The organism is Streptosporangium sp. NPDC002721, from assembly GCF_042888905.1.
GTDB lineage: Bacteria > Actinomycetota > Actinomycetes > Streptosporangiales > Streptosporangiaceae > Streptosporangium.
Genome location: NZ_JBIAQI010000012.1, coordinates 273,969 through 296,462 on the forward strand (window position 1 = coordinate 273,969; position 22,494 = coordinate 296,462).

Genomic DNA, 22,494 nt, shown 5'->3' on the forward strand with positions numbered 1-22,494 from the left:
GGATAGAGCGACAGGAAGAGCATGCGGGCAAACTTCATCTTCTCCGAGGTCTGGATCGGCCTCCGCCGCAACCTCACGATGACCATCGCGGTCATCGTGACCGTGGCGATCGGCATGGCGTTGCTGGGCGTCGGTCTGATGATCAACTCCCAGATCAACAGCATGAAGGACTTCTGGGCGGACAAGGTCGAGGTCTCGGTCTTCCTGTGCAAGAAGAACGATCCCTTCCCGCAGTGCAAGGGCAGCGGCGGCGTGAACGCCCAGGAGCAGGCCGAGCTCAAGTCGACCATCGAGAACATGTCCCAGGTCGAGGCCGTCACCGTCGAGAACGCGGCCGAGGCCTACAAGAACTTCCGGGACCAGAACGCCAACAACACCGTGCTGCTCTCGGCCATCCAGGTCGAGGACATGCCCGAGTCGCTGCGGGTCAAGCTCAAGGACCCCGAGGCGTACGGGCCGGTGATCGAGGCGGTCAAGGGCGCCCCGGGGGTCTCCAACGTGGTCAACCAGAAGGAGCTCCTGGAGAAGTTCTTCGGGCTGCTGGAGAAGCTCCGCTGGGCGGCCCTGGTGGTGGCGATCATCCTGGTCTTCGCGGCCACGCTGCTGATCGGCAACACGGTCAGGCTCTCGGCGTACAACCGCAGGCGGGAGACCGGCATCATGCGGCTGGTGGGTGCCTCCAACCTCTACATCCAGCTCCCGTTCGTGATGGAGGGCGTCATCGCCGGCCTGATCGGCGGTGTGCTGGCCGCGATGCTGCTCATCGTCAGCAAGGTCTTCCTCTTCGACGGGGTGCAGCTCTACCTCTCTCCCAACAGCCAGCTGTCCTGGGAGACGGTCGCCTCGGTGATCAGCGTCACCATGGTCTTCGGCGTGCTCATCTGTGTGCTGGCCTCCTTCGTCACCCTCCGCCGCTACCTGCGGGTGTGACGATCCCGTGTCCCCGTCCGTCGTGACCGCCCCGCGAGCGTGGCGCCTTCGCGCGCCGATCCAGGTCCCGTACGCGCTCGCGGGCGCGGTCCGCGGCTCCGGTCACCGGTAGGCTCCAGGCATGCCACGTGAGACCGGGCGTAAGGTAATCGCCCAGAACAAGCGTGCCTGGCACGACTACCACATCGAGGACACCTACGAGGCTGGTCTCGTGCTCCAGGGCACGGAGGTCAAGTCGCTGCGGCTCGGCCGTGCCTCCCTCCTCGACGGGTACGCCGTCATCAAGGACGGCGAGGCCTGGCTGATCAACGTCCACATCCCCGAATACACCATGGGGACCTGGACCAACCACGCCGCGCGCCGAACCCGCAAGCTCCTGCTGCACCGCAAGGAGATCGACAAGCTGATCTCCAAGACCAAGGAGGGCGGCCTCACCCTGGTGCCGCTCGCCATCTACTTCAAGGACGGCAAGGCCAAGATAGAGATCGGCCTCGCCAAGGGAAAGAAAGACTGGGACAAGCGGCAGACGCTGGCCGAGAACCAGGCCAAGCGGGAGATGGCGCGCGCGCTCAGGCACAGGAACAGGTGATCGTGAGGGGCAAGGCCCGGCGAACCGCCGCCGCCGCGCTCGCGCTGGTGGCGACGGCTCCCATGCTGTCCGCGTGCTTCGAGGAGCCCTCGGCCCACGAGGCGGTGCGCGACTTCCTGATCGGCTGGCAGACGGGCGACTACGCCGCCGCGGCCAGACGCACGGACGGCGACCAGAAGGTGGTCAGCCGGGCGCTGGAGGACGCCAAGCTCCAGCTCGACGCGGCCTCGTTCCGCTTCAACGTCAAGAGCATGCGGCGCGCGGCGGACGAGGTCGAGGCCGACTTCGACGCCGAGGTCGACCTGGGGGAGAACAACCCCCTGTGGGAGTACGAGGGCAAGCTGCCCCTCCACCTGGTCGACGGCCAGTGGCGGGTGCGCTGGTCGCCCAGCGTCCTGCACCCCCAGCTGCGCGAGGGGGAGCGGTTCGCGGTGAAGGTCACCCCCGAGGGCCGCCAGCCGATCCTCGACCGCAACCGCGACCCGCTGCAGGAGAAGGCCGTCCTGCACGTGGCGAGCGTGGTGCCGTCCAACCTGAAGAGCGGCGAGGCGGACAAGCTCTGCGAGAGGCTGTCCAAGATCACCGGCTTCCCGCAGGACCGCCTGCTGAGCCGGATCCGTTCCGCGCCGCCCAACATCCAGGTGCCGCTGGTCACCTTCGGCCGTACGAAGTTCCGGCAGCTGCAGGGGCAGCTGGAGGCGATCCCCGGCCTCACCCTCTCCACGCAGACGCAGGCGGTGGCCCCCGCCTCGCCCACCCAGATCGTCGGCACCGTCACCGCCGTCACCCCGGAGAGCGAGCAGCAGCTCGGCGGCCCGCAGCGGGCCGGCGACACGGTCGGCAGGGCCGGCCTGCAGAAGGCCTACCAGGAGCATCTGACCGGCTCGACCGACACCCGGGTGATCACGGTCGACCTCAAGACGCTCAAGGTGACCGAGCTCAAGAAGTGGCGGCCCGACCGCTCCACCTCGCCGGTCCGGACCACGCTCGACCGCTCCCACCAGAAGGCGGCCGACAGCGCGCTGCTGGGCGGGACTCCCGGCATGCTGGTCGCGGTGCAGGCCTCGACCGGCGACATCCTGGCGGTGTCGAGCACCGAGCAGTACAACCAGGAGAGGCACGCCCTCGCCGGGCGGTTCCCCGCCGGGACCGCGTTCTCGATCATGACCGTCGAGGGCATGCTCAGGGCGAAGATCGACCCCAGGCAGAAGGTGGCCTGCCCGGCCGACCGGTCCGTCGGGGGGGCCGCGTTCCACCAGGAGGGCGGGCCCGCGGGGGGCTCGCCGACCCTCCAGGCCAGTTTCGCCACCGGCTGCGTGACCGCGCTCGCCGCGCTGGCCCGCAGGATCGACGGCGCGGAGCTGGCGACCGACGCCGCGAAGTTCGGCATCGGGGTGCCCTGGACCCTCCCGCTGAAGTCGTTCAGCGGCTCCATGCGACCGCTGAAGAACGACGCGGCCACGGCCAGGGCCATCACCGGGCAGAACGTCCTGGTCAGCCCGCTGTCCATGGCGCTGGTCGCGGGGGCCGTCGCCTCCGGCACCTGGCGCCCGCCGGTCCTGGTCACCGAGCCCAGGACGGCCGACCCCACGATCGACACCAAGCCGGCCAAGGTTCCCGACCCGGTCAAGCTGGACGAGAAGACGGTCGAGACCCTCCGCGCCTTCATGCGCAGCGGGGTGACCTCGGGCTCCGCGCGCGCCGCCGCGGCCCTCGGCGACCCTGTCCACGGCATCACCGCCGCCGCCTCGCAGAAGAACAAGCCGCTCTCCTGGTTCGTCGGGTGGCAGGGGGACGTCGCCGTCGCCGTGCTGGCGCAGAGCCCGGACAGCGCGGCCGGGGCGGCCGTCGCCGGGCGCTTCTTCCAGGGGCTCCACGCGGGTATGTGACGAAGGCTTCCTTCCGGCCCGGCTGTGAAGCTTCCGACCCGGCTGCGGCGGAAGCTTCCGGCTGTGACGGGGGCTTCTCGGTGCGCCGTGACAGGGTTCTCACGGTGTGTCGTGACTCTCCGGAATATTCTTTTCACTCCGAGCAACCATGGAGTGTCTTGTTTGCGTCCTTCTAAGTGACCGGGCTCCGCTTGGGGGGTTGCGGACCCGGTCGCTGTGATGAGATCAGGGCTTCATCTCGGGGGAAGCCCTGCCGTCAGGACCGGCTCGACCCTGCCGGTCGACCCCGGGGACGCTCGCCATTCGCGGGTGTCCCCGGGGTTTCGGCGTTCGGGGGGCGGCGCGCCCGGCGGGAATTCGATTCGCGTCAGCCGTGTTGCAAGAGGTATCTTCGGATAGCTCGGCCCTTCGGGGTCGCGTTGAAAACTCAACAGGGGGTGACTGGTTTCGACTTTGGCTTTACAAGTCAGGTGAAGCGGGTCGAGGACTGCGGACATAACCTCGTTAACACTGTGACCGCGACCAACAAGTGCCAATAAGACGCACTCCGAAGTCAGCCAGGGCAACCTGGCACTCGCCGCCTAAGCAGCGAGTGACTTCTGCCGGCCCGGGAGCGCCTCCGGCCCGGATCCGGCATCGCTAGGAGGCTCAACCGATCGACCCGGCCACGGGGAAGATCGGGAAATCTTACAGTGGCTGAGCCCGTCGGCAACTTGCCTGCGTGATCGCCGGGGCTGAGAAAAGCACAGCAGGCTCCACCCGGAGAAGCCCTGTCTTGGAGTTGAAGGACGCGGGTTCGATTCCCGCCACCTCCACCCCCGTTCCGCGTCCAGCGCGCGGAACAGATCGCCGAAGGGCGGTCGGGTCGGCCCAGCGCCGCCCCGGCCGCCCTTCGTCGTTTCTGCGGCCCCCTTGAGAGGGGCATCGTGGCCGAAACCGCCGTAGATCTACGGCTCCAGCTCGTGGAGTCGTTTGGCGATCTCGGTCACGTCGTCCAGCGTGCCCGTGGTGACGGCGATCACGAGGGCTTCGGCCGCGTCGGCGTCGGCGCCGCTCAGCGTCTCGCCGTTCAGTTCCAGGAAGACGACGGCCGAGGTCCAGCCGAGCCGCTTGTTTCCGTCGACCAGGGGATGGCCGATGATCAGGCTCTGCATCAGTGCGGCAGCCTTGATCCACAGGTCGGGGTAGGCGTCGTCCCCGAAGACGCTGGTTTGTGGTCTGAGCACCGCCGCGTGCAACTGGCCGCCGTCCCGTAGGCCGACAGAAGGCAGGATTTCCTCGGCGATGGCCAGAACGTCGGCCTTCGTGAGGTAGATGGTCACCTGGAAAGCCTGTCGAGGAGCTCGGCGTCACGCTCGGCGACCTTGCGGGCGATGGCCCGCACCGCGCTGGTCTGCCCGCGCTCCAGGTGCTCCTCGATGGCGGTCAAGATTTCGGCGTTGAGGCTGTTGCCGCTCTCGTCGGCGACGGCGCGCAGCCGCCGGTGGGTCTCGTCGGGAAGGCGGAGGCGAAGGTCCATGGCCCCGATGGTACCTGGGAGTGGTATCAAAAGTGGTGTCACTTCCCATGGGGTTCCCGCTCCCGGACGAACTCGCCCTCCCGGCTGTGATGCCGCCCCGTGGTTCCCCGTGTGTCTAGATGGTGAGCGCGCTCTCGATGCGCCTGAGGTGGTGCCGGGCCAGGGCCAGGTTGGAGCGTTCGCGGTCGAGCACCAGGTACAGGAAGGTGTGGCCGTTGCTGTCGGACAGGAGCCTGATGATGTGGTACTGCTTGGCCAGCGTGATCAGCATGTCCTCGACGGTGTCGTCGATGTTCAGCGCTGAGAGGGTCCTGACCTTGGCCCGGACGACCTCGGTGTTGCCCGCGGCGGCCACCTCCAGATCGAGGTCACGGCTCCCTCCGATGGTCCCGAGGCACATGCCGCTTTCGTAGTCGACCAGCGCGGCGCCGACGGCGCCGTCGATCGTCATGGTTTCCTTGAGGGCGGTTTCGATGTTCATGAGCTTCTTTCCCAGGGGGGTCGCGTGCGTCCCGGCGCCTCGCCGGGAGACCCGGGCGAACCAATCGGACGGTCAGGCGAGCCAATTTGTGGCTGCAGATACGTAAAGTACACTTATCTACTACCGTTAGTGAAGTGCAATATGGTGTAGTAGCGGATGATCGGCTCATCCGGGGACATACCTAGCGCTCAATTCTCCGGTCGGGGTGTGACCCGTGCAGGCCCGCGGAACGCGGGTGGCCCGCGTGACGCCCCGGATCCCTCCGGGCTCGCCCGGGGGTGCGCGGTGGCACCGGGGCCACAACCGTTCCCGGCCGGGCACGCCCGTGGAAGACCTGGGGGACGAAGTGGCGAAGGCCGGTTTGCATCCCGTACGTGAACGACTCACCCCCCGCGAGCAGAACCAGAGGTGACCTTGTGTCGTCGTCGGCCGCGATCCAGCCGATGCCGTCCCGTGGAGCGGCCGACCGCTCCCCTTCCCGGAAGGGGATGACGGCGTGACCGCCGAGGAGCCGGAGGTGCTGGGCGAGATCGGCAGATCCCTGCTCCGGCTCTCCCACGAGGGGTTCTCCGGCGTGCTCCGCGTCGAGGGCGGCCCGGGAGGGGCGCTGTGGGTCAGGGACGGCCTCGTGGTGGCCGCCACGACCCCGGCGGCCCCCGGCCCGGAGTCGTTGCTGCTGCGGTCGGGCCGGGTGTCGGAGAAGGACTGGACCGACGCGTACACGACCGGCGCCCCCGCCGACCGGCTGGCCGCCGAGCTCGCCGGGCGCGGGATCATCGGCGAGGCGGCCCTGGAGGCGGTATGCCTGGCCGCGCTCTTCGACGCGGTGTTCGCCATGGTCCTGTCCGGCGTCGAGTCGTGCGCCGCCGAGCCGGTGGGCCCCGGCGACCGCCTGCCGCTGCTGCCGGTCCTGCCGGGCGTCGGGCACGAGCGGCTGGCGCGGGAGACCGCGCGCCGGATGGGGCACACGGGGCGCTGGCGGGAGATCGGCCTGTCGATGCGCGTCAGGCCGGTGCCCCCGGCGGTTCCCGCCCCCACGCTGCTCGGCGCCGACCGCATCCGCCGCGCCGTCCTGGAGCGGGCGAACGGCCGCCGTACGCCGCGCGACATCGCCTTCGTACTGGGCAAGGGCCTGTTCGCGGTGATGAGCGAGATCGCCAGGATGGTCGAGGAGCGGGTGCTCGACCTCGGTGGTCCCGGCTCCACGGCGGCGGAGCCCTCCGTTCCCGCGCCCGAGGAGGACGAGGACGAGAACCCGGCCACCCGGCTGCCGCGCCGTCGCCCCGGTACCAGCAAGATCAACGAGATGCCGGCCCTGGCAGGGGGAGGACGACCGGTCCCCGCGCGGCCCCTGCTCGCCCTGCGATCCCTGCCGCAGGAGGCGGAAGAGGTCGGTCCTGCCGGTGAGTGACACACCAGGCGGCACCGTGCCGCGTCCTTGTCTCCCCGGGGTCGAGACCCGGGGGCCCCACGCTGGAGGTATCCGATGACCAAGCAAGCGGTGCTCGCCGAGCTGAAGATCCTGCGTGATCAGGTGACCGGGGTGCTGGAGACGGCCGTGGCGTCCGTGGACGGGCTTCTCGTGGCGGCCGACAGCGAGGGTGCGAGGCCCGAGGTGCTGGCGGCCCTGGCCGCCGCCACGCTGGGCCTGGGCAAGCGCACCGGTTACGAGGTGGGCATGGGGGAGCTTCGTGAGGTGGTGACCCGCTGCCGCAGCGGATACATCGTCGTCTACGCCGTCCGCCAGGAGGCGCTGCTCGTCGTGCTCGCCGACGAGGGGCTGGACGTCTCCCGGCTGCACGTGGAGTCCCGGCCCACGGTCGAGAGGCTCGGCGCGATGCTCGCCGGTGCCTGACCGGGACTCCTCCCGCGGCCTGGACCGAAGGCCCGGCCCGGATCGGAGGCCCGGCCTGGACCTGGGACCGGGACCCGACTGAGGATCGGGACCCGGCCGGAGGCCCGACTTGAATCGGAGGCCCGGCCTTCGGTCCTGGCCTGGACCGAAGGCCCGGCCCGGATCGAAGGGCCGGGCTCGGTCGTTCAGGAGACGTCGACCCAGTCGAGGGTTCGCTCAACCGCCTTCTTCCAGCCCGCGTAGCCGGTGGCCCGCTGCTCGTCCGACCACTGGGGCTCCCAGCGGCGGCCCTCCTGCCAGTTCTGCCTGAGCTCCTCGGTCGACTTCCAGAAGCCGACGGCGAGCCCCGCCGCGTACGCGGCCCCCAGGGCGGTCGTCTCGGCCACGACGGGCCGGGAGACGGGCACGCCGAGCAGGTCGGCCTGGATCTGCATGCACAGGTCGTTGGCGGTGACGCCGCCGTCGACGCGCAGGACGTCGAGGGCGACGCCGGAGTCCTGCCGCATCGCCTCGACCACGTCGCGGGTCTGGTAGCAGATGGACTCCAGGGTGGCCCGCGCCAGGTGGGCGTTGTTGTTGAAGCGCGACAGGCCGACGATGGCGCCCCGGGCGTCGGAACGCCAGTACGGGGCGAACAGGCCGGAGAAGGCGGGGACGAAGTAGACGCCGCCGTTGTCCTCGACCTGCCGGGCGAGCGCCTCGCTCTGCGCCGCCCCCGAGATGATGCCGAGCTGGTCGCGCAGCCACTGCACGGCGGAGCCGGTCACCGCGATGGAGCCCTCCAGCGCGTACACCGGCGGCTCCTCGCCGAAGCGGTAGCAGACGGTGGTGAGCAGGCCGTTCTGGGAGCGGACCAGCTCGGTGCCGGTGTTGAGCAGCAGGAAGTTGCCGGTGCCGTAGGTGTTCTTGGCCTCGCCGACGCCGAAGCAGACCTGCCCGACGGTGGCGGCCTGCTGGTCGCCGAGGTCGCCGGAGAGCGGGACCTCACCCTTCAGCGGGCCGTTCGCCCGGGTGACGCCGTACAGGCCGGGGTGGGAGGAGGGGGCGATGGCGGGCAGCATCTGCCGGGGGATGCCGAAGAAGGACAGCAGCTCGTCATCCCAGTCGAGGGTCTCCAGGTCCATCAGCATCGTGCGGCTGGCGTTGGTCGGGTCGGTGACGTGCACGCCGCCGTCGGTGCCGCCGGTCAGGTTCCACAGCAGCCACGTGTCGGTGTTGCCGAAGATCGCCTCTCCCGCCTCGGCCGCCTCGCGCACCCCGTCGACGTTCTCCAGGATCCACTGGATCTTTCCGCCGGAGAAGTAGGTCGCCGGGGGCAGGCCCGCCCTGCGGCGGATGACGTCGCCCCTGCCGTCGCGGTCCAGGGCGGAGGCGATCCGGTCGGTGCGGGTGTCCTGCCAGACGATCGCGTTGTGGTACGGGCGCCCGGTCCTCCGGTTCCAGACCACCGCGGTCTCGCGCTGGTTGGTGACGCCGAGCGCGGCCAGGTCGGAGGCGGCGAGGCCCGCCCTGTTCATCGCGGTCTCGATCACCGCCCGGGTGCGCTCCCAGATCTCCGTGGGGTTGTGCTCGACCCACCCGGCCCGGGGCAGGATCTGCTCGTGTTCGAGCTGGTGACGGCCTATCTCGTTGCCACCATGATCGAAGATCATGAATCGGGTGCTCGTCGTTCCCTGGTCGATCGCTCCGACGAAGTCAGGCATGGATGGTGCCTCCTCTGTGAGACTCTCCGGGAGATCTGCCGCTCTCCCCGTAACGGTTCCCGATCGTGGTCGCGGTCCCGCTCAGGCGGGGGCGGTTCCCTCGCCGGAGGGCACCCGCCCCACCTCGGGGGCGACGTCCTCGGGGGGAAGGAACCTGGCGATCAGGACCTGGTACAGGAACGCCCCGATCAGACCTCCGATGACGGGCGCCACGATCGGCACCCAGAAGTAGAGCTGGCCGTACTGATCCTGCCAGGCGGTCTCGTACCCGGTGAGGAACGAGGCGAGTCGCGGCCCGAAGTCGCGGGCGGGGTTGATGGCGTAACCGGCGTTGGTGCCCCAGGCCATCCCGATGGCCACCACGATCAGGCCGACGACGAAGGGGGCCAGGTTGGCCAGGGGGGCGGAGTTGCGCGCGTCGGAGACGGCGAGGATGAGCAGGAGCAGGATCGCGGTGCCGATCACCTGGTCGCGGAAGGCGCCCCAGGTGCCGACGGGCAGGCTCCCGTTGCCGGGGAGGGTCGAGAAGACGCCCTGGGTCTTGATCGTGAGCCCAGGGTCGGCCTTCTGCAGCACCTCGCTGTAGTTGAAGCGGACGATGAGCGCCGCCACGAAGGCGCCCGCGGTCTGTGCCAGGGAGTACGGCAGCACCTTGCGCCAGGAGAATCCCTTGAAGGCGGCGAGCGCGATGGTGACGGCGGGGTTGAGATGGGCCCCGCTGATGCGTCCCGCGACGTAGACGCCGAGGGTCACGCCGAGCCCCCACGCCCACGCGATGCTGTCGTGGTCGCCGATCTCTGCCGCCACGACCTGGGCCACCACCGCCACCCCGAACAGGATCAGGATCATGGTGCCCGCGAACTCGGCCGCCAGCTCGCCGACAAGCCCCCGGTTCTTCAGCCTTTCCGCCACATTTTCCCCCTTACGACGCCGCATGGATGCCCGGACGGTAGGCGCGAATTCAGGGGCAGTCAACGGTAAAGTGACGAAATTGTTGAATTTTGGTCAACAATCTAAGTCATCGGTAACGTGACCGGAATATCCGTCAACGTCCGCACTTGGGGTGTCTCCGCTCGGTGAGACTCCTGTCACCGCCCGGAGTCCCCGGCTGTGAGGGCCCCGTTCCCGGTGGGGTCGCGCGAGCCCGCCCCAGAGCCGCTCCGGCGGGAACCTTTGCCGGGTGCGGAGGTCATCCCGCAGGTCAGAGGGGGATGAGAAGCGTATCGTCAGTGCGCTTTGGAGGAATTCGATGGGCCGTCTCAGAGTGGGCAGGGCCGGTGTGGCCGTCGTCGCGACGGGGGTCGTGCTGGCCGGATGTGGATCGACGGGACCGGACGAGAACGACGAGCAGAAGGCCAGGGTGGCGGCCGCGGCCAAGGCGTCGGCCGCCGCGGCCTCGCAGGCCAACCTCCTCAAGGCCAAGACGCAGGCGGCGGCCAAGGTCAAGGCCAACGAGCTCGGCCAGGTGCCCGTCCTCATGTACCACCGGGTGGTCGACAAGCCCACCACCCAGGACGACCGCACCCCCAAGCAGTTCCGTACCGAGCTGGAGCGGCTGGCCAAGGAGGACTACGTCGCGGTCACCGCGGCCGAGTTCGTCACCGGCCGCATGGACATCCCGGCGGGCAAGCACCCCGTCGTCCTCACCTTCGACGACTCCTCGCCCTCGCAGTTCGAGCTGGACGGGAGCGGGCTGCCCAAGCCGAACACGGCCGTCGCGATCCTCCAGGACGTCGCCAAGACCTACCCGGGCTTCCGCGGTGTTGGAACGTTCTACGTCACGCGCGACATGTTCGGCAAGGCGACGCCGGAGGAGGGGGCGCAGATGCTCCTCTGGCTCGCCGACAAGGGGTACGACATCGGCAACCACACCCGCGACCACCTCAGCCTGCGCGGCAAGCCGAAGAAGGCGGTCAATTCGGAGGTGGCGGCGGGCCACCGGCTCATCACCGGCCTGATCAAGGTGCCCCCGGTCACGCTCGCCCTGCCGTACGGCAACCAGCCCGACACCAAGGAGTGGGGCCGCAAGGGCTCCTCGGGGGACGTCTCCTACGACTACGGCGGCGTGTTCCTCGCCGGTTACACCCCGGCGCTGTCGCCGTTCAACAAGAAGTTCGACCCGCTCGGCATCCCGCGCATCCGCTCGATGGACAAGAAGGGCGACTGCGCGAAGTTCTGCTCCGTGGCCTGGCTCGACTGGCTGAAGGCGAACGCCGACGAGCGCTACACCTCCGACGGCGACGTGAAGACGGTCGCCTTCCCCAAGTTCAAGGCGCCCTTCGTGGCCAAGTCCTACACCGACCGCGTCCTGCCCTACTGACCCGGTGCCGACCCGGCCGGGCGGTCACACGACCCCCGGCCCGCGGCCCGCGCGGCCCTCATCCGGCGTCGCGGTCCCGGGGATCACGGTGGCCCTCGGGGCGGTGTGGGGGAGCCGCCGGCCTCAGCCGCCGGAGAGCTCCTCAGGGGGACGACCACGGCGATCGCCCGGCCTCAGCTGCCGGAGAGCTCCGTGAGGGGGACGACCACGGTGGTCGTCGAGCCGTCGGGGCGCAGGATCTCGACCTTCGCGTCCTGGCCGGGCCGGAGCTGGGCGAGGACCGACGACAGCTCCTGCGTCGACGGAGTGGGCATGCCGTCGACCGAGACGATCACGTCCCCGGCCTTGAGGCCCGCCCGCTCCGCGCCGCCGTTCCGCTGCACCCGTACGATGCTCACGCCCGAGGGCTGCCCGGCCATGTCGATCACGGTCCGCACGACGACGCCGAGCGCGGCCCTGCGGGTGTTGGTCACCCTGCCGTCCTTGATGATCTGCGTGGCGACGTCCTTGACGGTGTTGGCCGGGATCGCGAAGCCGATGCCCGGGGCCTGGGCGTTGCCGAGCTCGGGGTTGACGGCGGTCAGGGTCGGCACGCCGATGACCTCGCCCCTGAGGTTGACCAGGGCGCCGCCGCTGTTGCCCGGGTTGATGGGCGCGGAGGTCTGGATGGCCCCGCTGATCGTCGCGCCCGGCGAGCCCTCGCCCCCGGGTTCGGTGACCGTGCGGCCCAGCGCCGAGATGATCCCCTCGGTGACGCTGCCCGACAGGCCCAGCGGGTTTCCCATGGCCATCACGATCTCGCCGACCCGCAGTTTGGAGGAGTCGCCGAAGACGGCGGGTCTCAGCCCGGCCGGGTCGTCCACCCTGATCACCGCCAGGTCGCCCAGCTCGAACGAGTCGACCAGCCGCGCCGTCCGCGGGGCGCCGCCGGTGGCGAGCGTGACCTTGAAGCTCTTGGTGTCCCCGACGACGTGGGCGTTGGTGATGACGTGCCCGGCGGCGTCGTACACGATCCCCGAGCCCAGGCCGCTCCCGGTGGTGATCTGCACGATGGACGGCAGCACCCTGGCGATGGTCCGCTCGTACGCGGCCTCCAGGGCGTCCGGGGCGTGCCCGGGGGTGCCCCCCGGAGAACTTCCGGGGGAGCCCGGGGAGCCCGGGGAGGTGCTCGCCGGCGCGCCCGGTGTGGGGGCGCCGGGAGAACCGGCCGCCCCGGATGTTCGCAGTCGCAGGTCCTGACCGCAGCCGGCGAGCGCCATCACGGCGGCCGCCAGCAGCGCGGCGCCTGTCGTTGATCCCCCCATACAGGGGTATTTGCCCAGCTCAGGCGGGAAGATACTTATTACGAAGGTCGCTCCGGCTGAGCTTGCCCGTGGGGGTACGCGGCAGCCGGTCGCGGTACTCGATCACCCGGGGGTGCTTGAGGCGTGCCAGCCGGGACTCGCAGTGGGCCAGCAGCTCCCCGGTGAGCTCCGCGCCGGGGACGGCGCCCGGCGCGGGCTGGACCAGCGCGACGACGCGCTGGCCCCACTCCGGGTCGGGCACGCCGATCACCGCCACGTCCGCCACCGAGGGGTGCTCCTGGAGCGCGGCCTCGACCTCGGCCGGGTAGATGTTGACCCCGCCGGAGATGATCAGGTCTGTGCGCCGGTCACAGAGGAACAGGTAGCCGTCCTCGTCCAGATAGCCGATGTCGCCGGGGGTGTAGAGGGCGCCGAGCATCGTGGAGGCGGTCTTGGAGGGGTCGCGGTGGTACTCGAAGTGGTTGATGCCGCCGATGTAGACCATGCCGGGCTCGCCGGGCGGGAGCTCGGATCCGTCGTCGCCGATGATCGTGAACGCGATGCCGTCGATCGCCCGGCCGACGGTGCCCGGCCGCTCCAGCCACTCCGCCGAGGAGACCATCGTGGCCACGGCGGCCTCGGTCGAGCCGTAGTACTCCCACAGCACGGGGCCGAGCCAGTCGATCATCGCCTGCTTGGTGGCGGGCGGGCAGGGCGCGGCGCCGTGATACAGGTGCGTCAATGACGATAAATCGTGCTTTGCCCTGGTGGAGGCGGGCAGGGCCAGCAGCCGGTGGAACATGGTCGGCACCATGAACGCGTTGGTCACCCGGTGCCGTTCGATCAGCTCCAGCGTCTCCGCGGCGTCGAACCTCTCGGTCACCACGAGGGTGTGCCCGAACTGCAGGGCCATCATCGCCTGCCCGTACGGCGCCGAGTGGTAGAGCTGCGACAGGAGCAGGTGCACCCCGTCGGACGGCAGCCCGAAGTGCCGCCAGCCCTTGCGCATCAGGATCGGGTGGAGGTCCTCGGGGCTCAGCTCGATCAGCCGCCGCCGCACGCCCTTGGGCTTGCCGGTGGTCCCCGAGGTGTAGAGCATCATCGACCCGACCCTGCGCCCCTCGGGCGGCGTGACCGGCCGGCCCTCGGCGAGGGCGCCGGTCTCCACGAACCCGCCGGGCACCGCGTGCCCGTACCGCTCGGAGCTCACCACCACCCGCGCCGCGCAGTCGGCGACGATGTAGCCGATCTCCTCGGCCGTGTAGTGCCAGTTGACCGGGACGTGATAGGCGCCGATCTGGAACGTCGCCAGCATCATCGTGATCGCGTCGACCCCGTTGGGCAGGACCGTCACGACGGTGTCCCCGGGCCGGGTGCCGCGCGCCAGCAGGCCGTGCGAGACCTGGTTGACCCGCTCGTGCAGCTCGCCGTAGGTCGTGGTCACCGCCCCGGTCACCGCCCCGGCCGGGCCCGTGGCCGTGCTCACGGCCGGGTCGCCGGTCACGGTCACGGCCGGGTTTCCGGTCACTGTCGTGTCCTGGTTCACGGCCGCGTTCCCGGTTACGGTCGCGTCCGCGACGACGGCGACGCGTCCGGGATCGGCCGCCGCGATCTCGTAGAAGCCCCTCGTAGCCCTCATGGCGCGACCATACAGAACGACATTCTGTTCATGGAAGGGGAAAGACGGTTACCTGGGCTGATGCACACCTCGTGGCCGAAGCGTAATAAACGACGATGCGTCGAATCTTTCCGGCGTGACATAACCTGGCGCGTATGGCGGACGTCGGCGGCAACTCCTCCGGGCGCTCTCACGAGAGATACATCCCCTCATATGAAGCGCCCACGGCTCCCATACCCGCCATTCCCGCCGAGGACGGTTCGATCATCAGCCCCCGGGTGCCCCGGAGGTTCCCCATCGGCGACGGCGAGGAGACCGCTCTGGTCTCCAGGCCCCCTGGATCGTTCCCCCGCCCCCTGACCGCGCCCGGCGACCGGCGCGACGAGCCGGAGGCCGACGCCGATCAGGTGCGCGAGCCGGGCGGGCTCGGCACGATCCCGGTCAGGCAGGTGGGCGGATCGGCCGGACCCTGGCGTCCCGACAGGAACGGGATGCCCGGCCGTCCGGGCGCGGGAACCCCGATGGGCGACGGGCAGGGCGTGGCGGCGGGGTGGCCCGGCGCGGCGCGGCGGCCCGAGGTGTTCGGGGAGCCCGGTCCGCAGGGCGGGCCCGGCGGCGCGGGTGGCCCGGAGGCCAAGGACGGGGCGAAGAAGCCCGGCGGCCTGCTGATGCGGATCGGCGACATCCCTATCCGGGTCGCCTACAGCCTGGGCGCCGCCGCCCTCACCGGTGTCATCGTGGTCCTGATCTTCGTGTTGTTCTCCGGCGACGAGCCCGGCGACCCGGCCGGGGTCGGCCGGGCCGTGCTGCCCACCGCGAAGCCCTCGCCGACCGTCTCGCCGATCACGCTGCCCGCCCTGCCGGGCGCGACCGCCCTGCGGGTCCTGCCGGGCACGCCGAGCGTGGTCCTGGGCGCGGTGACCGACACCAGGTCCGCGCTGACCTACGCCAGCCTGGGCGCGCCGTGGGTGACCAAGGCCGTGCCGTCGTTCTCCGTCGGCCAGCAGGTCGGCACGGCGCGGTTGCCGCGCACGGTCATCGCCTCGGGGCCGCTGCCCGGCGCCACCCCGGCCAAGGCCCTCAGGAGCGACGCCGACTACCGCAGGGCGGCGCTGAACGCGGTGAGGTGGACGATCCGCAACCACCACCCCGCGGGCGGCAAGGTCACCTGGACCGCCTCGCAGCGCACCGCCACGGGCAGGGGATGGATGCTCGGCTACCGGGTCACCTACCAGGTCAAGGGCGAGAGGCGCGTCTCCCAGGCGGCGCTCGCGGTGATCGACGTCGGCCGCCGCAAGCCCTCCGTGCTCTTCGTGACCGTGCCCGACACGCGCAAGCGGCTCTGGGCCGACATCGCCCCCCTGATGGCGAGCGCCCGCGCCCTCTGACGCGCTCCCGGTTCCCGGCGGCTCCCCGCGCCGTTCCCTGGGGTGGGGCTCGCGCGTTGTGATGGAAGTACCTTCTAGAATATGGTTCTGGCATTGAATCCTGTCTGGAGGCTGTCATGGCGATCGGGTTGAGCGAGGAGCACGAGGCGCTCCGGGAGTCGGTGACCAGGTGGGCGGAGCGCAACGTCCCGTCCGAGGTCGTGCGCGCCGCCGTCGCGGCCGAGGGTGAGGAGCGCCCCGGTTTCTGGTCGGCGCTGGCCGGCCAGGGGCTGCTCGGCCTGCACATCCCCGAGGAGCACGGCGGCAGCGGCTACGGCCTGCTGGAGACCGCCGTCGCCGTCGAGGCGCTCGGCGAGCACGTCGCCCCCGGCCCGTACGTCCCCACGGTGCTCGCCAGTGCCGTGATCCTCGCCTCCGACGGCAAGTCCCACGCCGAGCTGCTGCCCGGCCTCGCGGACGGCACGCTGACCGGCGCGGTCGCGCTGGGCGCCTCGATCACCGGCACCCGGGGCGCGGACGGCGCCCTCACGGTCGGCGGCACCGCCGAGCTGGTCCTGGGCGGCACGCTGGCCGACGTCCTGGTGCTCCCGGTGAGCACCGACCGCGGCGAGGAGTGGGTCGCGCTCGACGCCTCCGCCGCGACCGTCACCCCGGTCAGGGCGCTCGACATCACCCGGGGGGTGGCCAAGGTCGAGCTGGACGCGGTCACCGTACCGGCGGGACGGGTCCTCGACGGGCTGCAGGGGCCCGGGGTCCTCAACCTGGCCGCGATCCTGCTCGGCGCGGAGGCCGCGGGCCTCGCGTCGTGGTGCGTGAGCGCCGCCGCCGGGTACGCCAAGGTCCGCGTGCAGTTCGGCCGCCCGATCGGGCAGTTCCAGGGCGTCAAGCACAAGGCCTCCCGGATGCTCGTCGCCCTGGAGCAGGCCCGCGCGACCGTGTGGGACGCCGCCCGCGCCACGGACGGCACGGGCACCGATGCCGAGGTCTCGGCCGACGAGCTCGCGTACGCCGCCGCGATCGCGGGGGTGGTCGCCCCCGACGCGGCCGTGCTCTGCGCCAAGGACGCCATCCAGATCTTCGGCGGCATCGGCTACACCTACGAGCACGACGCCCACCTGTACTACCGCCGCGCGCTGACCCTGCGCGCCCTGCTCGGCTCCTCGGGGGAGTGGGCCGAGTCGGTCGCGGAGCTGGCCCTGAACGGGGTGAGCCGGGAGCTGGAGATCGAGCTGCCCGACGAAGCAGCCGAGCTGCGCGAGAGCATCCGCGCCGAGATCGCCGGGTTCGCCGCCCTGGAGGGCAAGGAGCAGAAGCGGGCGCTGGCGAGCGCCGGATACGTCATGCCGCACCTGTCCAGGCCCTGGGGCCGCGACGCCAAGCCGCTGGAGCAGGTCCTCATCTTCCAGGAGCTCAAGGCGGCCAGGGTCAAGCTGCCCCAGATGATCATCGGCGCCTGGGTGGTGCCCTCGCTCGTCTCGTATGGCACCCCCGAGCAGCAGGAGCGCTTCCTGCCGCCCACGCTGAGCGGCGAGATGATCTGGTGCCAGCTCTTCTCCGAGCCCGGCGCGGGCTCCGACCTGGCGAACGTGCAGATGAAGGCCGAGAAGGTCGAGGGCGGCTGGCGGCTCAACGGCCAGAAGATCTGGACCTCCGTGGCGCACTTCGCCGAGTGGGGCATCTGCATCGCCCGCAACTCCTCCGAGGGCTCCAAGCACGAGGGCATCACCTACTTCCTGGTCGACATGAAGGGTCCCGGCGTCACGGTGCGGCCGCTCACCGAGATGACCGGGGAGAACCTGTTCAACGAGGTCTTCCTCGACGACGTGTTCGTCCCGGACGACCTGGTCGTCGGCGAGGTGGGCCAGGGCTGGAAGGTCGCCAGGAACACGCTGTCGAACGAGCGGGTCTCGCTCTCGTCGGGTTCCGGCGGCACCGGCTCGTCGGTGCCCGACCTGCTCGGCCTGGCCGGGCGCCTCGGCAGGGAGCTCACCCCCGCCGAGCGCCAGGAGCTGGCGCACGTCGTCTGCGAGGGGCACTCGATCGCCGCGCTCGGCCTGCGGGTGACCCTGAAGCAGCTGACCGGCCTGGAGCCCGGCGCCGACGCCTCGGTGCGCAAGCTCCTGTCCACCTCGCACGCCCAGCACGTCTCGGAGTGCGCGGTCTCGCTGCTCGGCTCCTCGGCCGTCATCGCCGCCGACATGAAGCTCGGCGACGCGGGCTACTGGAACCGCGCGGTGCTCTCCACCCGGGCCATGACGATCTACGGCGGCACCACGGAGGTGCAGCTCAACATCATCGCCGAGCGCATGCTCGGGCTGCCCCGCGACCCCGAGCCCGGCAAGTGACCCGCCTGCCGTCATAGGCCCGCCCTCCTCGTGCCGCCGTGAAGGGACCGCTGTGAGGGGGCCGTCGCGAAGGTGCCGTCGTGAGGGTGTCGCTGTGAGAGGGCCGTCGTGAGGCGCGTCCTCGCCCGCCCGTGACCTCGCGGGCGGGCGTCGCCCGTCAAGACCCGTTACGTCCAGTACGTGGCGGGTTTTGGCCTTTCGGTTAGGCTTCGCGCATGTCGATGCGGTTCCGGCCAGGTGTGGTCGTGCGGAGCGCCGTCGCCGGCGCGGTCCCGCTGCGCTGGTTCGGCGCCGTGATCCGCCGGGTCTACCCCCGGCTGGACGCCGAACTGGCCCGCGCCGAGGAGTTCGCGCCGCGCGGCGGCACCGCCGTCGACGTGGGCGTCTGGTACGGGCCGTGGACCGCGAAGCTGCGGCGGCTCGGCTGTGACGTCGTCTCGATCGAGGCCAACCCCCGCCTGGCCGCCATGCTCGAACGGACCTTTCCCGACGTCAAGGTGATCGCGGCGGGTGCCTCGGACCGCTCGGGCACGGCGCGGTTGTGGATTCCGGGCGGCGGGCGGGGGGCGGAGGCCACGGCCTCGCTCGTCCACGGCGAGGGGGACGGCGTGCCGGTGGACGTCCCGACCGTCACCATCGACGAGCTGGAGCTGAAGGACGTCCGGTTCGTCAAGGTCGACGTGGAGGGCCACGAGCTCGCCGCCCTGCGCGGCGCCGAGCGGACCATCCACCGGGACCGGCCCGTCCTGCTCGTCGAGCTGGAGACCCGGCACCAGGACATCGGGCTGGTCGTCGACCAGCTCGCCGAGTGGGGCTACACCGGCTCCGTGCTCACCGGCGGGAACTGGGTCCCGCTGGACGGCTTCGACCTGGCCGCCCACCAGGCGGCGGCGGTCGGCGAGGTGGAGCGCAGCTTCATCTCCCGCCTGCTCAAGCCCGGCGGCGAGTACGTGAACATGGTGCTGTTCCGCCCCTCCGCCCGCTAGTGCGCGCCCTTCCCGCCCACCCCCCGGCCGTGGAGCCCCGCCCCGCCCGGTGTCCGGTCGCGGAACCCCGCCCCGCCCGCCGGGCCGAAGGGCGGCCGGTGTGAGCGGGCTCGACCACGCGGGACGGTGGGCCGCGCGCCTGGCTCCCGCGCTGCTGGGGCTGGTCCTCGGGGTGCTCGCGCTCTGGCCCGCGCTCGGTCCCGGCTTCGTGCTCCGCTACGACATGGTGTTCGTGCCCGACCCGCCGATCCCGTCGATCCCGCCGGACGGCGGCGGCTTCCCGCGCGCGGTGCCGAGCGACCTCGTGGTGGCCCTGCTGTCGTCGCTGTCGTCGGTCCTTCCCGCCCAGGTCGTACAGAAGGCGATCCTGCTGGGGATCTTCGTGCTCGCCGCGACGGGCGCCGCGGCCCTGGTGCCCGGGGAGCGCCGGGTCGCCCGGCTGGCCGCCGCCGCGTTCTACGCCTGGAACGTCTACCTCGCCCAGCGGCTGCTGCTCGGCCAGTGGGCGCTGCTGCTCGGGTACGCGGGTCTGCCGTGGGCGGTGCGCGCGGTCACCCGCCCGGGGGCCTGGAGGACGGTCCTCGCGCTGCTCCCCGCGGCGGTCGGCGGTTTCCAGGCGATGCTCGTCTCGGCGATGACGGTGCTGCCGGTGGCGGGCCACCGGGCCCCGCGCGTCCTGCCGGTCGTCGTCGTACTGAGCCTGCCGTGGCTGGTCCCGGCGCTGGGCAGCGCCGCCGTCACCGACCCCGCCGGGGTGCGGGCCTTCGCCCCGCGCGCGGACGGGCCGCTGGGCACCCTCGGCAGCCTGCTCACCCTCGGCGGCGTGTGGAACTCGGGAGCCGCCGTACCGGGACAGGAGACCTGGTGGTCGGCCCTGGTCCGGCTGGCGGTGGCCGTGGCCACGGTGACGGCGTACGCCCTGCTCGGAGCGGGATGGCCGGTCGCGGGCGACCGGGCCGGAAGCGGCCGGGCTCTGGAGGGGGGCGCCCAAAACCCGGAAGGCACCCAAAACCTGGGAGGCACCCAGGCCCCGGAGGGGGGCGCCCAGGGCGCGGAGGGGGGACGGGGACGCGAGGCCGGGGGCAGAGGGTCCCGTGACGGGGAGAGCGGCGAGCGGCCCGCGTACTGGGGAGGGCTGGCGGTGGCGTCGGCGGCGGGGCTGGCGGTGGGGTGTGCCGGGGCCTTCCTGCCGGGGGTGGTGGAGGCGCTGGTCGGGCTGTGGCCCGGCTTCGGGCCGCTGCGCGACGGGCAGCTCTATCTCGCGCCCTTCGTCCTGCTGCAGGCGGTCGGCCTGGCCGCGGTGACCACGCGCCTGGCCCCGGCCGTCCGTCCCGGCATGCTCGCGCTGCCCCTGCTGGTGCTGCCCACCTTCGCGCTGGGGGCGTTCGGCAGGCTGGTCGCGGTCGAGTACCCGCCGGACTGGTCCAGGGTGCAGAGGATTGTGGACGCGGACCCCGCGCCGGGGGCGCTGCTGACGCTGCCGTGGGGGGCCTACCGGGCGTTCGGCTGGAACGGGGGCCGGGTGGTGCTGGACCCGGCGGTGAAACTCTTCCGGCGCGGGGTCGTCTGGAACGACGGCCTGCCGGTCGGGCTGGGGGACGGCCGCACGCTCACCCTCGCCACCGAGGACCCGCTGGCGCGTAGGGTGGGCGCGGTTCTCGCGGGGTCCGGCCCGCTGACCGGGCCGCTGGCCGCCGAGGGGATCAGCCACGTGCTGATCCAGAGATCGAACGAGAACCTGTTCCGTGCCAGGCTTCCCGGCGCACGCCTGATCTTCGCTGGTCAGGACCTGCTTCTCTTCCGCCTCTGATCCTCTGAGATGCAACTATGTCGTGATTTACCAGCTGGTAACATTATTTATCACATTTTTACCGATTGACTAGCTGAAGACCAGTATCAGGTTCTACTGTCGGGCAGACCGCACGACCACGCGTTGGAGGGAGAACTCGAGTGTTGCGAGTGATTGCCGCTCTGGCGGTAGGGGCGGTGCTGGCGGTAGGAGCGTCGGTGGCCGTCACGAACGTCGCGGCGCCCACCCCCGAGCCGCCCAACAGACCGCTCTACAACTACGGCACCAGGTGACGGTCCGGGGCCGCCGCACGGCCCCGGCAGCCACCTGAACGCCGGAACCCCCCGACGCGAGGGAAACCCGTTCCGGGTCACGTCGAAGCGACAGGGCTCGGCCGCCGCATGCGCGGATTCCCCCGGCGCCGCCCTGCCCGCGTGCCGTGCGGCGGCGGTTCACCCGGACACCCGTCGTACAAGGGCATGCCCCACGAAGTCACAGGAGACGCAGGAGATAGGAGTGGTCGTGGCCGGACAGGGCGCCAGGGCGACCCCCCGGGCCTCGGGCCCGCCGCCCGCCGCGGGCCTGGTGGCCGCGACGGGCCGGCAGCGGCCGTCCATGCGCGGGGTGCGCGTCGCCGTCCTGAACTTCCGCGAGCCGCTGCAGTCCGTGGCGGGCGGCGCCGAGGAGTACGCCTGGCAGGTCAGCCGCTACCTGGTCGGGCAGGGGGCCTCGGTCACCTTCGTCACCTCCAGGGAGCCCGGGCAGCCCGCGGCCGAGGAGCGCGACGGCATCGCGCTGCGGCGGATGGGCAACCCCTTCCTGGTCTACCTGCTGGTCCCGCTCTGGATGCTGCTGCGGCGCCGGAGCTTCGACGCCGTCATCGACTGCATGAACGGCATCCCCTTCTTCGCCCCCCTGGTCGTGCGGCGGCGCACGGCGGTCGTCTCCCTGGTGCACCACGTGCACGACCGCCAGTTCCACGCCTTCTTCCCGCGCTGGCTCGCCCGGATCGGCTGCTTCGTCGAGGGGCCGGTCGCCCGGCTCGTCTACCGGCACCGCGCGACCGTCACCGTCTCGGAGTCCTCCAGGAACGAGCTGCGCGAGCGGCTCGGCTGGCTCGCGCCGATCCAGGTCATCCCGAACGGCAGCCCGGTGGCGCGCCCGGTCGCGAGCGTCGGGGACACGACGGGGGATCCCGCCGTGGTCTACCTCGGCAGGCTCGTCGGCCACAAGCGCGTCGAGCGGGTGGTGGACCTCGCCGGCGACCTGGAGAAGACCTGGCCCGGCATCCACGTGCACGTCATCGGGCGCGGCGGCGAGCGGGAGCGGCTCGCCGCCCACGCCGCCCGGCGCGGGCTGGAGGACCGGGTCCACCTGCACGGCTACCTGCCCGAGGCCGCCAAGAACGCGATCCTGGGGGCGGCGCGGGTCAACGTCACCGCCTCGGAGTTCGAGGGCTGGGGGCTGACCGTGATCGAGGCCGCCGCGCTCGGCGTCCCGACGGTCGCCTTCGACGTGGCGGGACTGCGCGACTCGGTACGCGACGGCGTCACGGGCTGGCTGGTCAGGGAGGGTGAGGCGCTCGCCGACGTGGTGGACCGCGCGCTGCGGGAACTGTCGGACCCGGCCAGGCGCGAGGAGATCCAGCAGGCGTGCAGGCTCTGGGCCGCCGAGTTCACGTGGGGAAGAACGGGCGCTACGATGACCGGATTAATCACCACAGAACTATCTAAAAACGGTCGTCACCTCCATGTATCCGATCCCTGTCTCGCCACGGGTGAGACCGACCCGCCATAAGT

The 22,494-nt window shown here is 71.3% G+C and carries 19 protein-coding genes and 1 other RNA gene; 13 read left to right on the forward strand and 7 right to left on the reverse strand.

Annotated features, from left to right (window positions below; translation table 11 throughout):
• Positions 1 to 21: 21 nt before the first annotated feature.
• The 4 genes from ftsX (at position 22) to ssrA (ending at position 4,226) form a co-directional block, all read left to right on the forward strand.
• On the forward strand, positions 22 to 930 hold the full coding sequence (ftsX, locus tag ACFYWM_RS19450) for a permease-like cell division protein FtsX (protein ID WP_389916473.1): 909 nt from the start codon (positions 22 to 24) through the stop codon (positions 928 to 930).
• A 121-nt stretch (positions 931 to 1,051) separates the two neighbouring features.
• Positions 1,052 to 1,519 (forward strand): SsrA-binding protein SmpB, encoded by a 468-nt coding sequence (gene smpB / locus ACFYWM_RS19455; RefSeq protein WP_389916475.1) that lies wholly within the window; start codon positions 1,052 to 1,054, stop codon positions 1,517 to 1,519.
• Between the two features lie 2 nt (positions 1,520 to 1,521).
• Positions 1,522 to 3,408: a penicillin-binding transpeptidase domain-containing protein gene (locus ACFYWM_RS19460; protein WP_389916477.1), complete on the forward strand. Its 1,887-nt coding sequence runs from the start codon at positions 1,522 to 1,524 to the stop codon at positions 3,406 to 3,408.
• Between the two features lie 433 nt (positions 3,409 to 3,841).
• Positions 3,842 to 4,226, forward strand: a transfer-messenger RNA (tmRNA) gene (ssrA, locus tag ACFYWM_RS19465).
• A 129-nt stretch (positions 4,227 to 4,355) separates the two neighbouring features.
• On the opposite strand, the gene ACFYWM_RS19470 is transcribed toward ssrA, so the two are convergent.
• From ACFYWM_RS19470 to ACFYWM_RS19480, 3 genes are all read right to left on the reverse strand, one after another.
• Positions 4,356 to 4,730, reverse strand: coding sequence for a type II toxin-antitoxin system death-on-curing family toxin (locus tag ACFYWM_RS19470; RefSeq protein WP_389916479.1), 375 nt, complete (start codon positions 4,728 to 4,730; stop codon positions 4,356 to 4,358).
• Positions 4,727 to 4,927 carry an Arc family DNA-binding protein gene (locus ACFYWM_RS19475; RefSeq protein WP_389916481.1) on the reverse strand — a complete coding sequence of 67 codons (201 nt, stop codon included), beginning with the start codon at positions 4,925 to 4,927 and terminating at the stop codon, positions 4,727 to 4,729. Before ACFYWM_RS19475 ends, ACFYWM_RS19470 begins: the two co-directional genes overlap by 4 nt.
• Before the next feature lie 115 nt (positions 4,928 to 5,042).
• Complete coding sequence (locus ACFYWM_RS19480; RefSeq protein ID WP_389916483.1) at positions 5,043 to 5,408, reverse strand: hypothetical protein; 366 nt, start codon at positions 5,406 to 5,408, stop codon at positions 5,043 to 5,045.
• Positions 5,409 to 5,904: 496 nt separating this feature from the next.
• Here ACFYWM_RS19480 and ACFYWM_RS19485 point away from each other — a divergent pair, with 496 nt between their 5' ends.
• Both ACFYWM_RS19485 and ACFYWM_RS19490 read left to right on the forward strand, forming a co-directional pair.
• Positions 5,905 to 6,819, forward strand: a complete 915-nt coding sequence (locus tag ACFYWM_RS19485) for a hypothetical protein (protein ID WP_389916485.1) — start codon at positions 5,905 to 5,907, stop codon at positions 6,817 to 6,819.
• A 75-nt stretch (positions 6,820 to 6,894) separates the two neighbouring features.
• Positions 6,895 to 7,263: a roadblock/LC7 domain-containing protein gene (locus tag ACFYWM_RS19490; RefSeq protein ID WP_389916487.1), complete on the forward strand. Its 369-nt coding sequence runs from the start codon at positions 6,895 to 6,897 to the stop codon at positions 7,261 to 7,263.
• A 185-nt stretch (positions 7,264 to 7,448) separates the two neighbouring features.
• Here ACFYWM_RS19490 and glpK read toward each other — a convergent pair whose 3' ends face one another.
• Together glpK and ACFYWM_RS19500 are read right to left on the reverse strand one after the other, a co-directional pair.
• Positions 7,449 to 8,966, reverse strand: a complete 1,518-nt coding sequence (gene glpK / locus ACFYWM_RS19495) for a glycerol kinase GlpK (RefSeq protein WP_389916489.1) — start codon at positions 8,964 to 8,966, stop codon at positions 7,449 to 7,451.
• A gap of 81 nt (positions 8,967 to 9,047) precedes the next feature.
• A complete protein-coding gene (locus ACFYWM_RS19500) occupies positions 9,048 to 9,878 on the reverse strand; it encodes an MIP/aquaporin family protein (protein ID WP_389916491.1) in 831 nt (276 codons plus the stop codon).
• A 337-nt stretch (positions 9,879 to 10,215) separates the two neighbouring features.
• Between ACFYWM_RS19500 and ACFYWM_RS19505 the strand changes: the two genes are divergently transcribed.
• Positions 10,216 to 11,286, forward strand: a complete 1,071-nt coding sequence (locus tag ACFYWM_RS19505; RefSeq protein ID WP_389916493.1) for a polysaccharide deacetylase family protein — start codon at positions 10,216 to 10,218, stop codon at positions 11,284 to 11,286.
• Between the two features lie 173 nt (positions 11,287 to 11,459).
• On the opposite strand, the gene ACFYWM_RS19510 is transcribed toward ACFYWM_RS19505, so the two are convergent.
• Complete coding sequence (locus ACFYWM_RS19510; protein ID WP_389916496.1) at positions 11,460 to 12,590, reverse strand: S1C family serine protease; 1,131 nt, start codon at positions 12,588 to 12,590, stop codon at positions 11,460 to 11,462.
• A gap of 19 nt (positions 12,591 to 12,609) precedes the next feature.
• Positions 12,610 to 14,208 carry an AMP-binding protein gene (locus tag ACFYWM_RS19515; protein WP_389916498.1) on the reverse strand — a complete coding sequence of 533 codons (1,599 nt, stop codon included), beginning with the start codon at positions 14,206 to 14,208 and terminating at the stop codon, positions 12,610 to 12,612.
• 134 nt (positions 14,209 to 14,342) lie between these two features.
• On the opposite strand from ACFYWM_RS19515, the gene ACFYWM_RS19520 reads away from it, so the two are divergent.
• The 6 genes from ACFYWM_RS19520 to ACFYWM_RS19545 all read left to right on the forward strand — a co-directional run bounded on the left by ACFYWM_RS19520 (position 14,343) and on the right by ACFYWM_RS19545 (position 22,492).
• A complete protein-coding gene (locus ACFYWM_RS19520) occupies positions 14,343 to 15,575 on the forward strand; it encodes a hypothetical protein (RefSeq protein WP_389916500.1) in 1,233 nt (410 codons plus the stop codon).
• Between the two features lie 116 nt (positions 15,576 to 15,691).
• Positions 15,692 to 17,920 carry an acyl-CoA dehydrogenase gene (locus ACFYWM_RS19525; protein ID WP_389916502.1) on the forward strand — a complete coding sequence of 743 codons (2,229 nt, stop codon included), beginning with the start codon at positions 15,692 to 15,694 and terminating at the stop codon, positions 17,918 to 17,920.
• Positions 17,921 to 18,135: 215 nt separating this feature from the next.
• Positions 18,136 to 18,906, forward strand: a complete 771-nt coding sequence (locus ACFYWM_RS19530) for an FkbM family methyltransferase (RefSeq protein WP_389916504.1) — start codon at positions 18,136 to 18,138, stop codon at positions 18,904 to 18,906.
• A 100-nt stretch (positions 18,907 to 19,006) separates the two neighbouring features.
• Positions 19,007 to 20,716: a hypothetical protein gene (locus ACFYWM_RS19535; RefSeq protein ID WP_389916506.1), complete on the forward strand. Its 1,710-nt coding sequence runs from the start codon at positions 19,007 to 19,009 to the stop codon at positions 20,714 to 20,716.
• Between the two features lie 140 nt (positions 20,717 to 20,856).
• Positions 20,857 to 20,988, forward strand: a complete 132-nt coding sequence (locus ACFYWM_RS19540; protein WP_344745256.1) for a hypothetical protein — start codon at positions 20,857 to 20,859, stop codon at positions 20,986 to 20,988.
• 229 nt (positions 20,989 to 21,217) lie between these two features.
• A complete protein-coding gene (locus ACFYWM_RS19545; protein ID WP_389916509.1) occupies positions 21,218 to 22,492 on the forward strand; it encodes a glycosyltransferase family 4 protein in 1,275 nt (424 codons plus the stop codon).
• Positions 22,493 to 22,494: the final 2 nt, after the last annotated feature.

Excerpts from the sequence above, each read along its gene's own strand:
- ftsX (WP_389916473.1), top strand. The coding sequence starts at position 22 with ATGCGGGCAAACTTCATCTTCTCCGAGGTCTGGATCGGCCTCCGCCGC.
- smpB (WP_389916475.1), top strand. The coding sequence starts at position 1,052 with ATGCCACGTGAGACCGGGCGTAAGGTAATCGCCCAGAACAAGCGTGCC.
- ACFYWM_RS19475 (WP_389916481.1), bottom strand. The coding sequence starts at position 4,927 with ATGGACCTTCGCCTCCGCCTTCCCGACGAGACCCACCGGCGGCTGCGC.
- ACFYWM_RS19480 (WP_389916483.1), bottom strand. The coding sequence starts at position 5,408 with ATGAACATCGAAACCGCCCTCAAGGAAACCATGACGATCGACGGCGCC.
- ACFYWM_RS19490 (WP_389916487.1), top strand. The coding sequence starts at position 6,895 with ATGACCAAGCAAGCGGTGCTCGCCGAGCTGAAGATCCTGCGTGATCAG.
- glpK (WP_389916489.1), bottom strand. The coding sequence starts at position 8,966 with ATGCCTGACTTCGTCGGAGCGATCGACCAGGGAACGACGAGCACCCGA.
- ACFYWM_RS19505 (WP_389916493.1), top strand. The coding sequence starts at position 10,216 with ATGGGCCGTCTCAGAGTGGGCAGGGCCGGTGTGGCCGTCGTCGCGACG.
- ACFYWM_RS19510 (WP_389916496.1), bottom strand. The coding sequence starts at position 12,590 with ATGGGGGGATCAACGACAGGCGCCGCGCTGCTGGCGGCCGCCGTGATG.
- ACFYWM_RS19515 (WP_389916498.1), bottom strand. The coding sequence starts at position 14,208 with ATGAGGGCTACGAGGGGCTTCTACGAGATCGCGGCGGCCGATCCCGGA.
- ACFYWM_RS19520 (WP_389916500.1), top strand. The coding sequence starts at position 14,343 with ATGGCGGACGTCGGCGGCAACTCCTCCGGGCGCTCTCACGAGAGATAC.
- ACFYWM_RS19525 (WP_389916502.1), top strand. The coding sequence starts at position 15,692 with ATGGCGATCGGGTTGAGCGAGGAGCACGAGGCGCTCCGGGAGTCGGTG.
- ACFYWM_RS19530 (WP_389916504.1), top strand. The coding sequence starts at position 18,136 with ATGTCGATGCGGTTCCGGCCAGGTGTGGTCGTGCGGAGCGCCGTCGCC.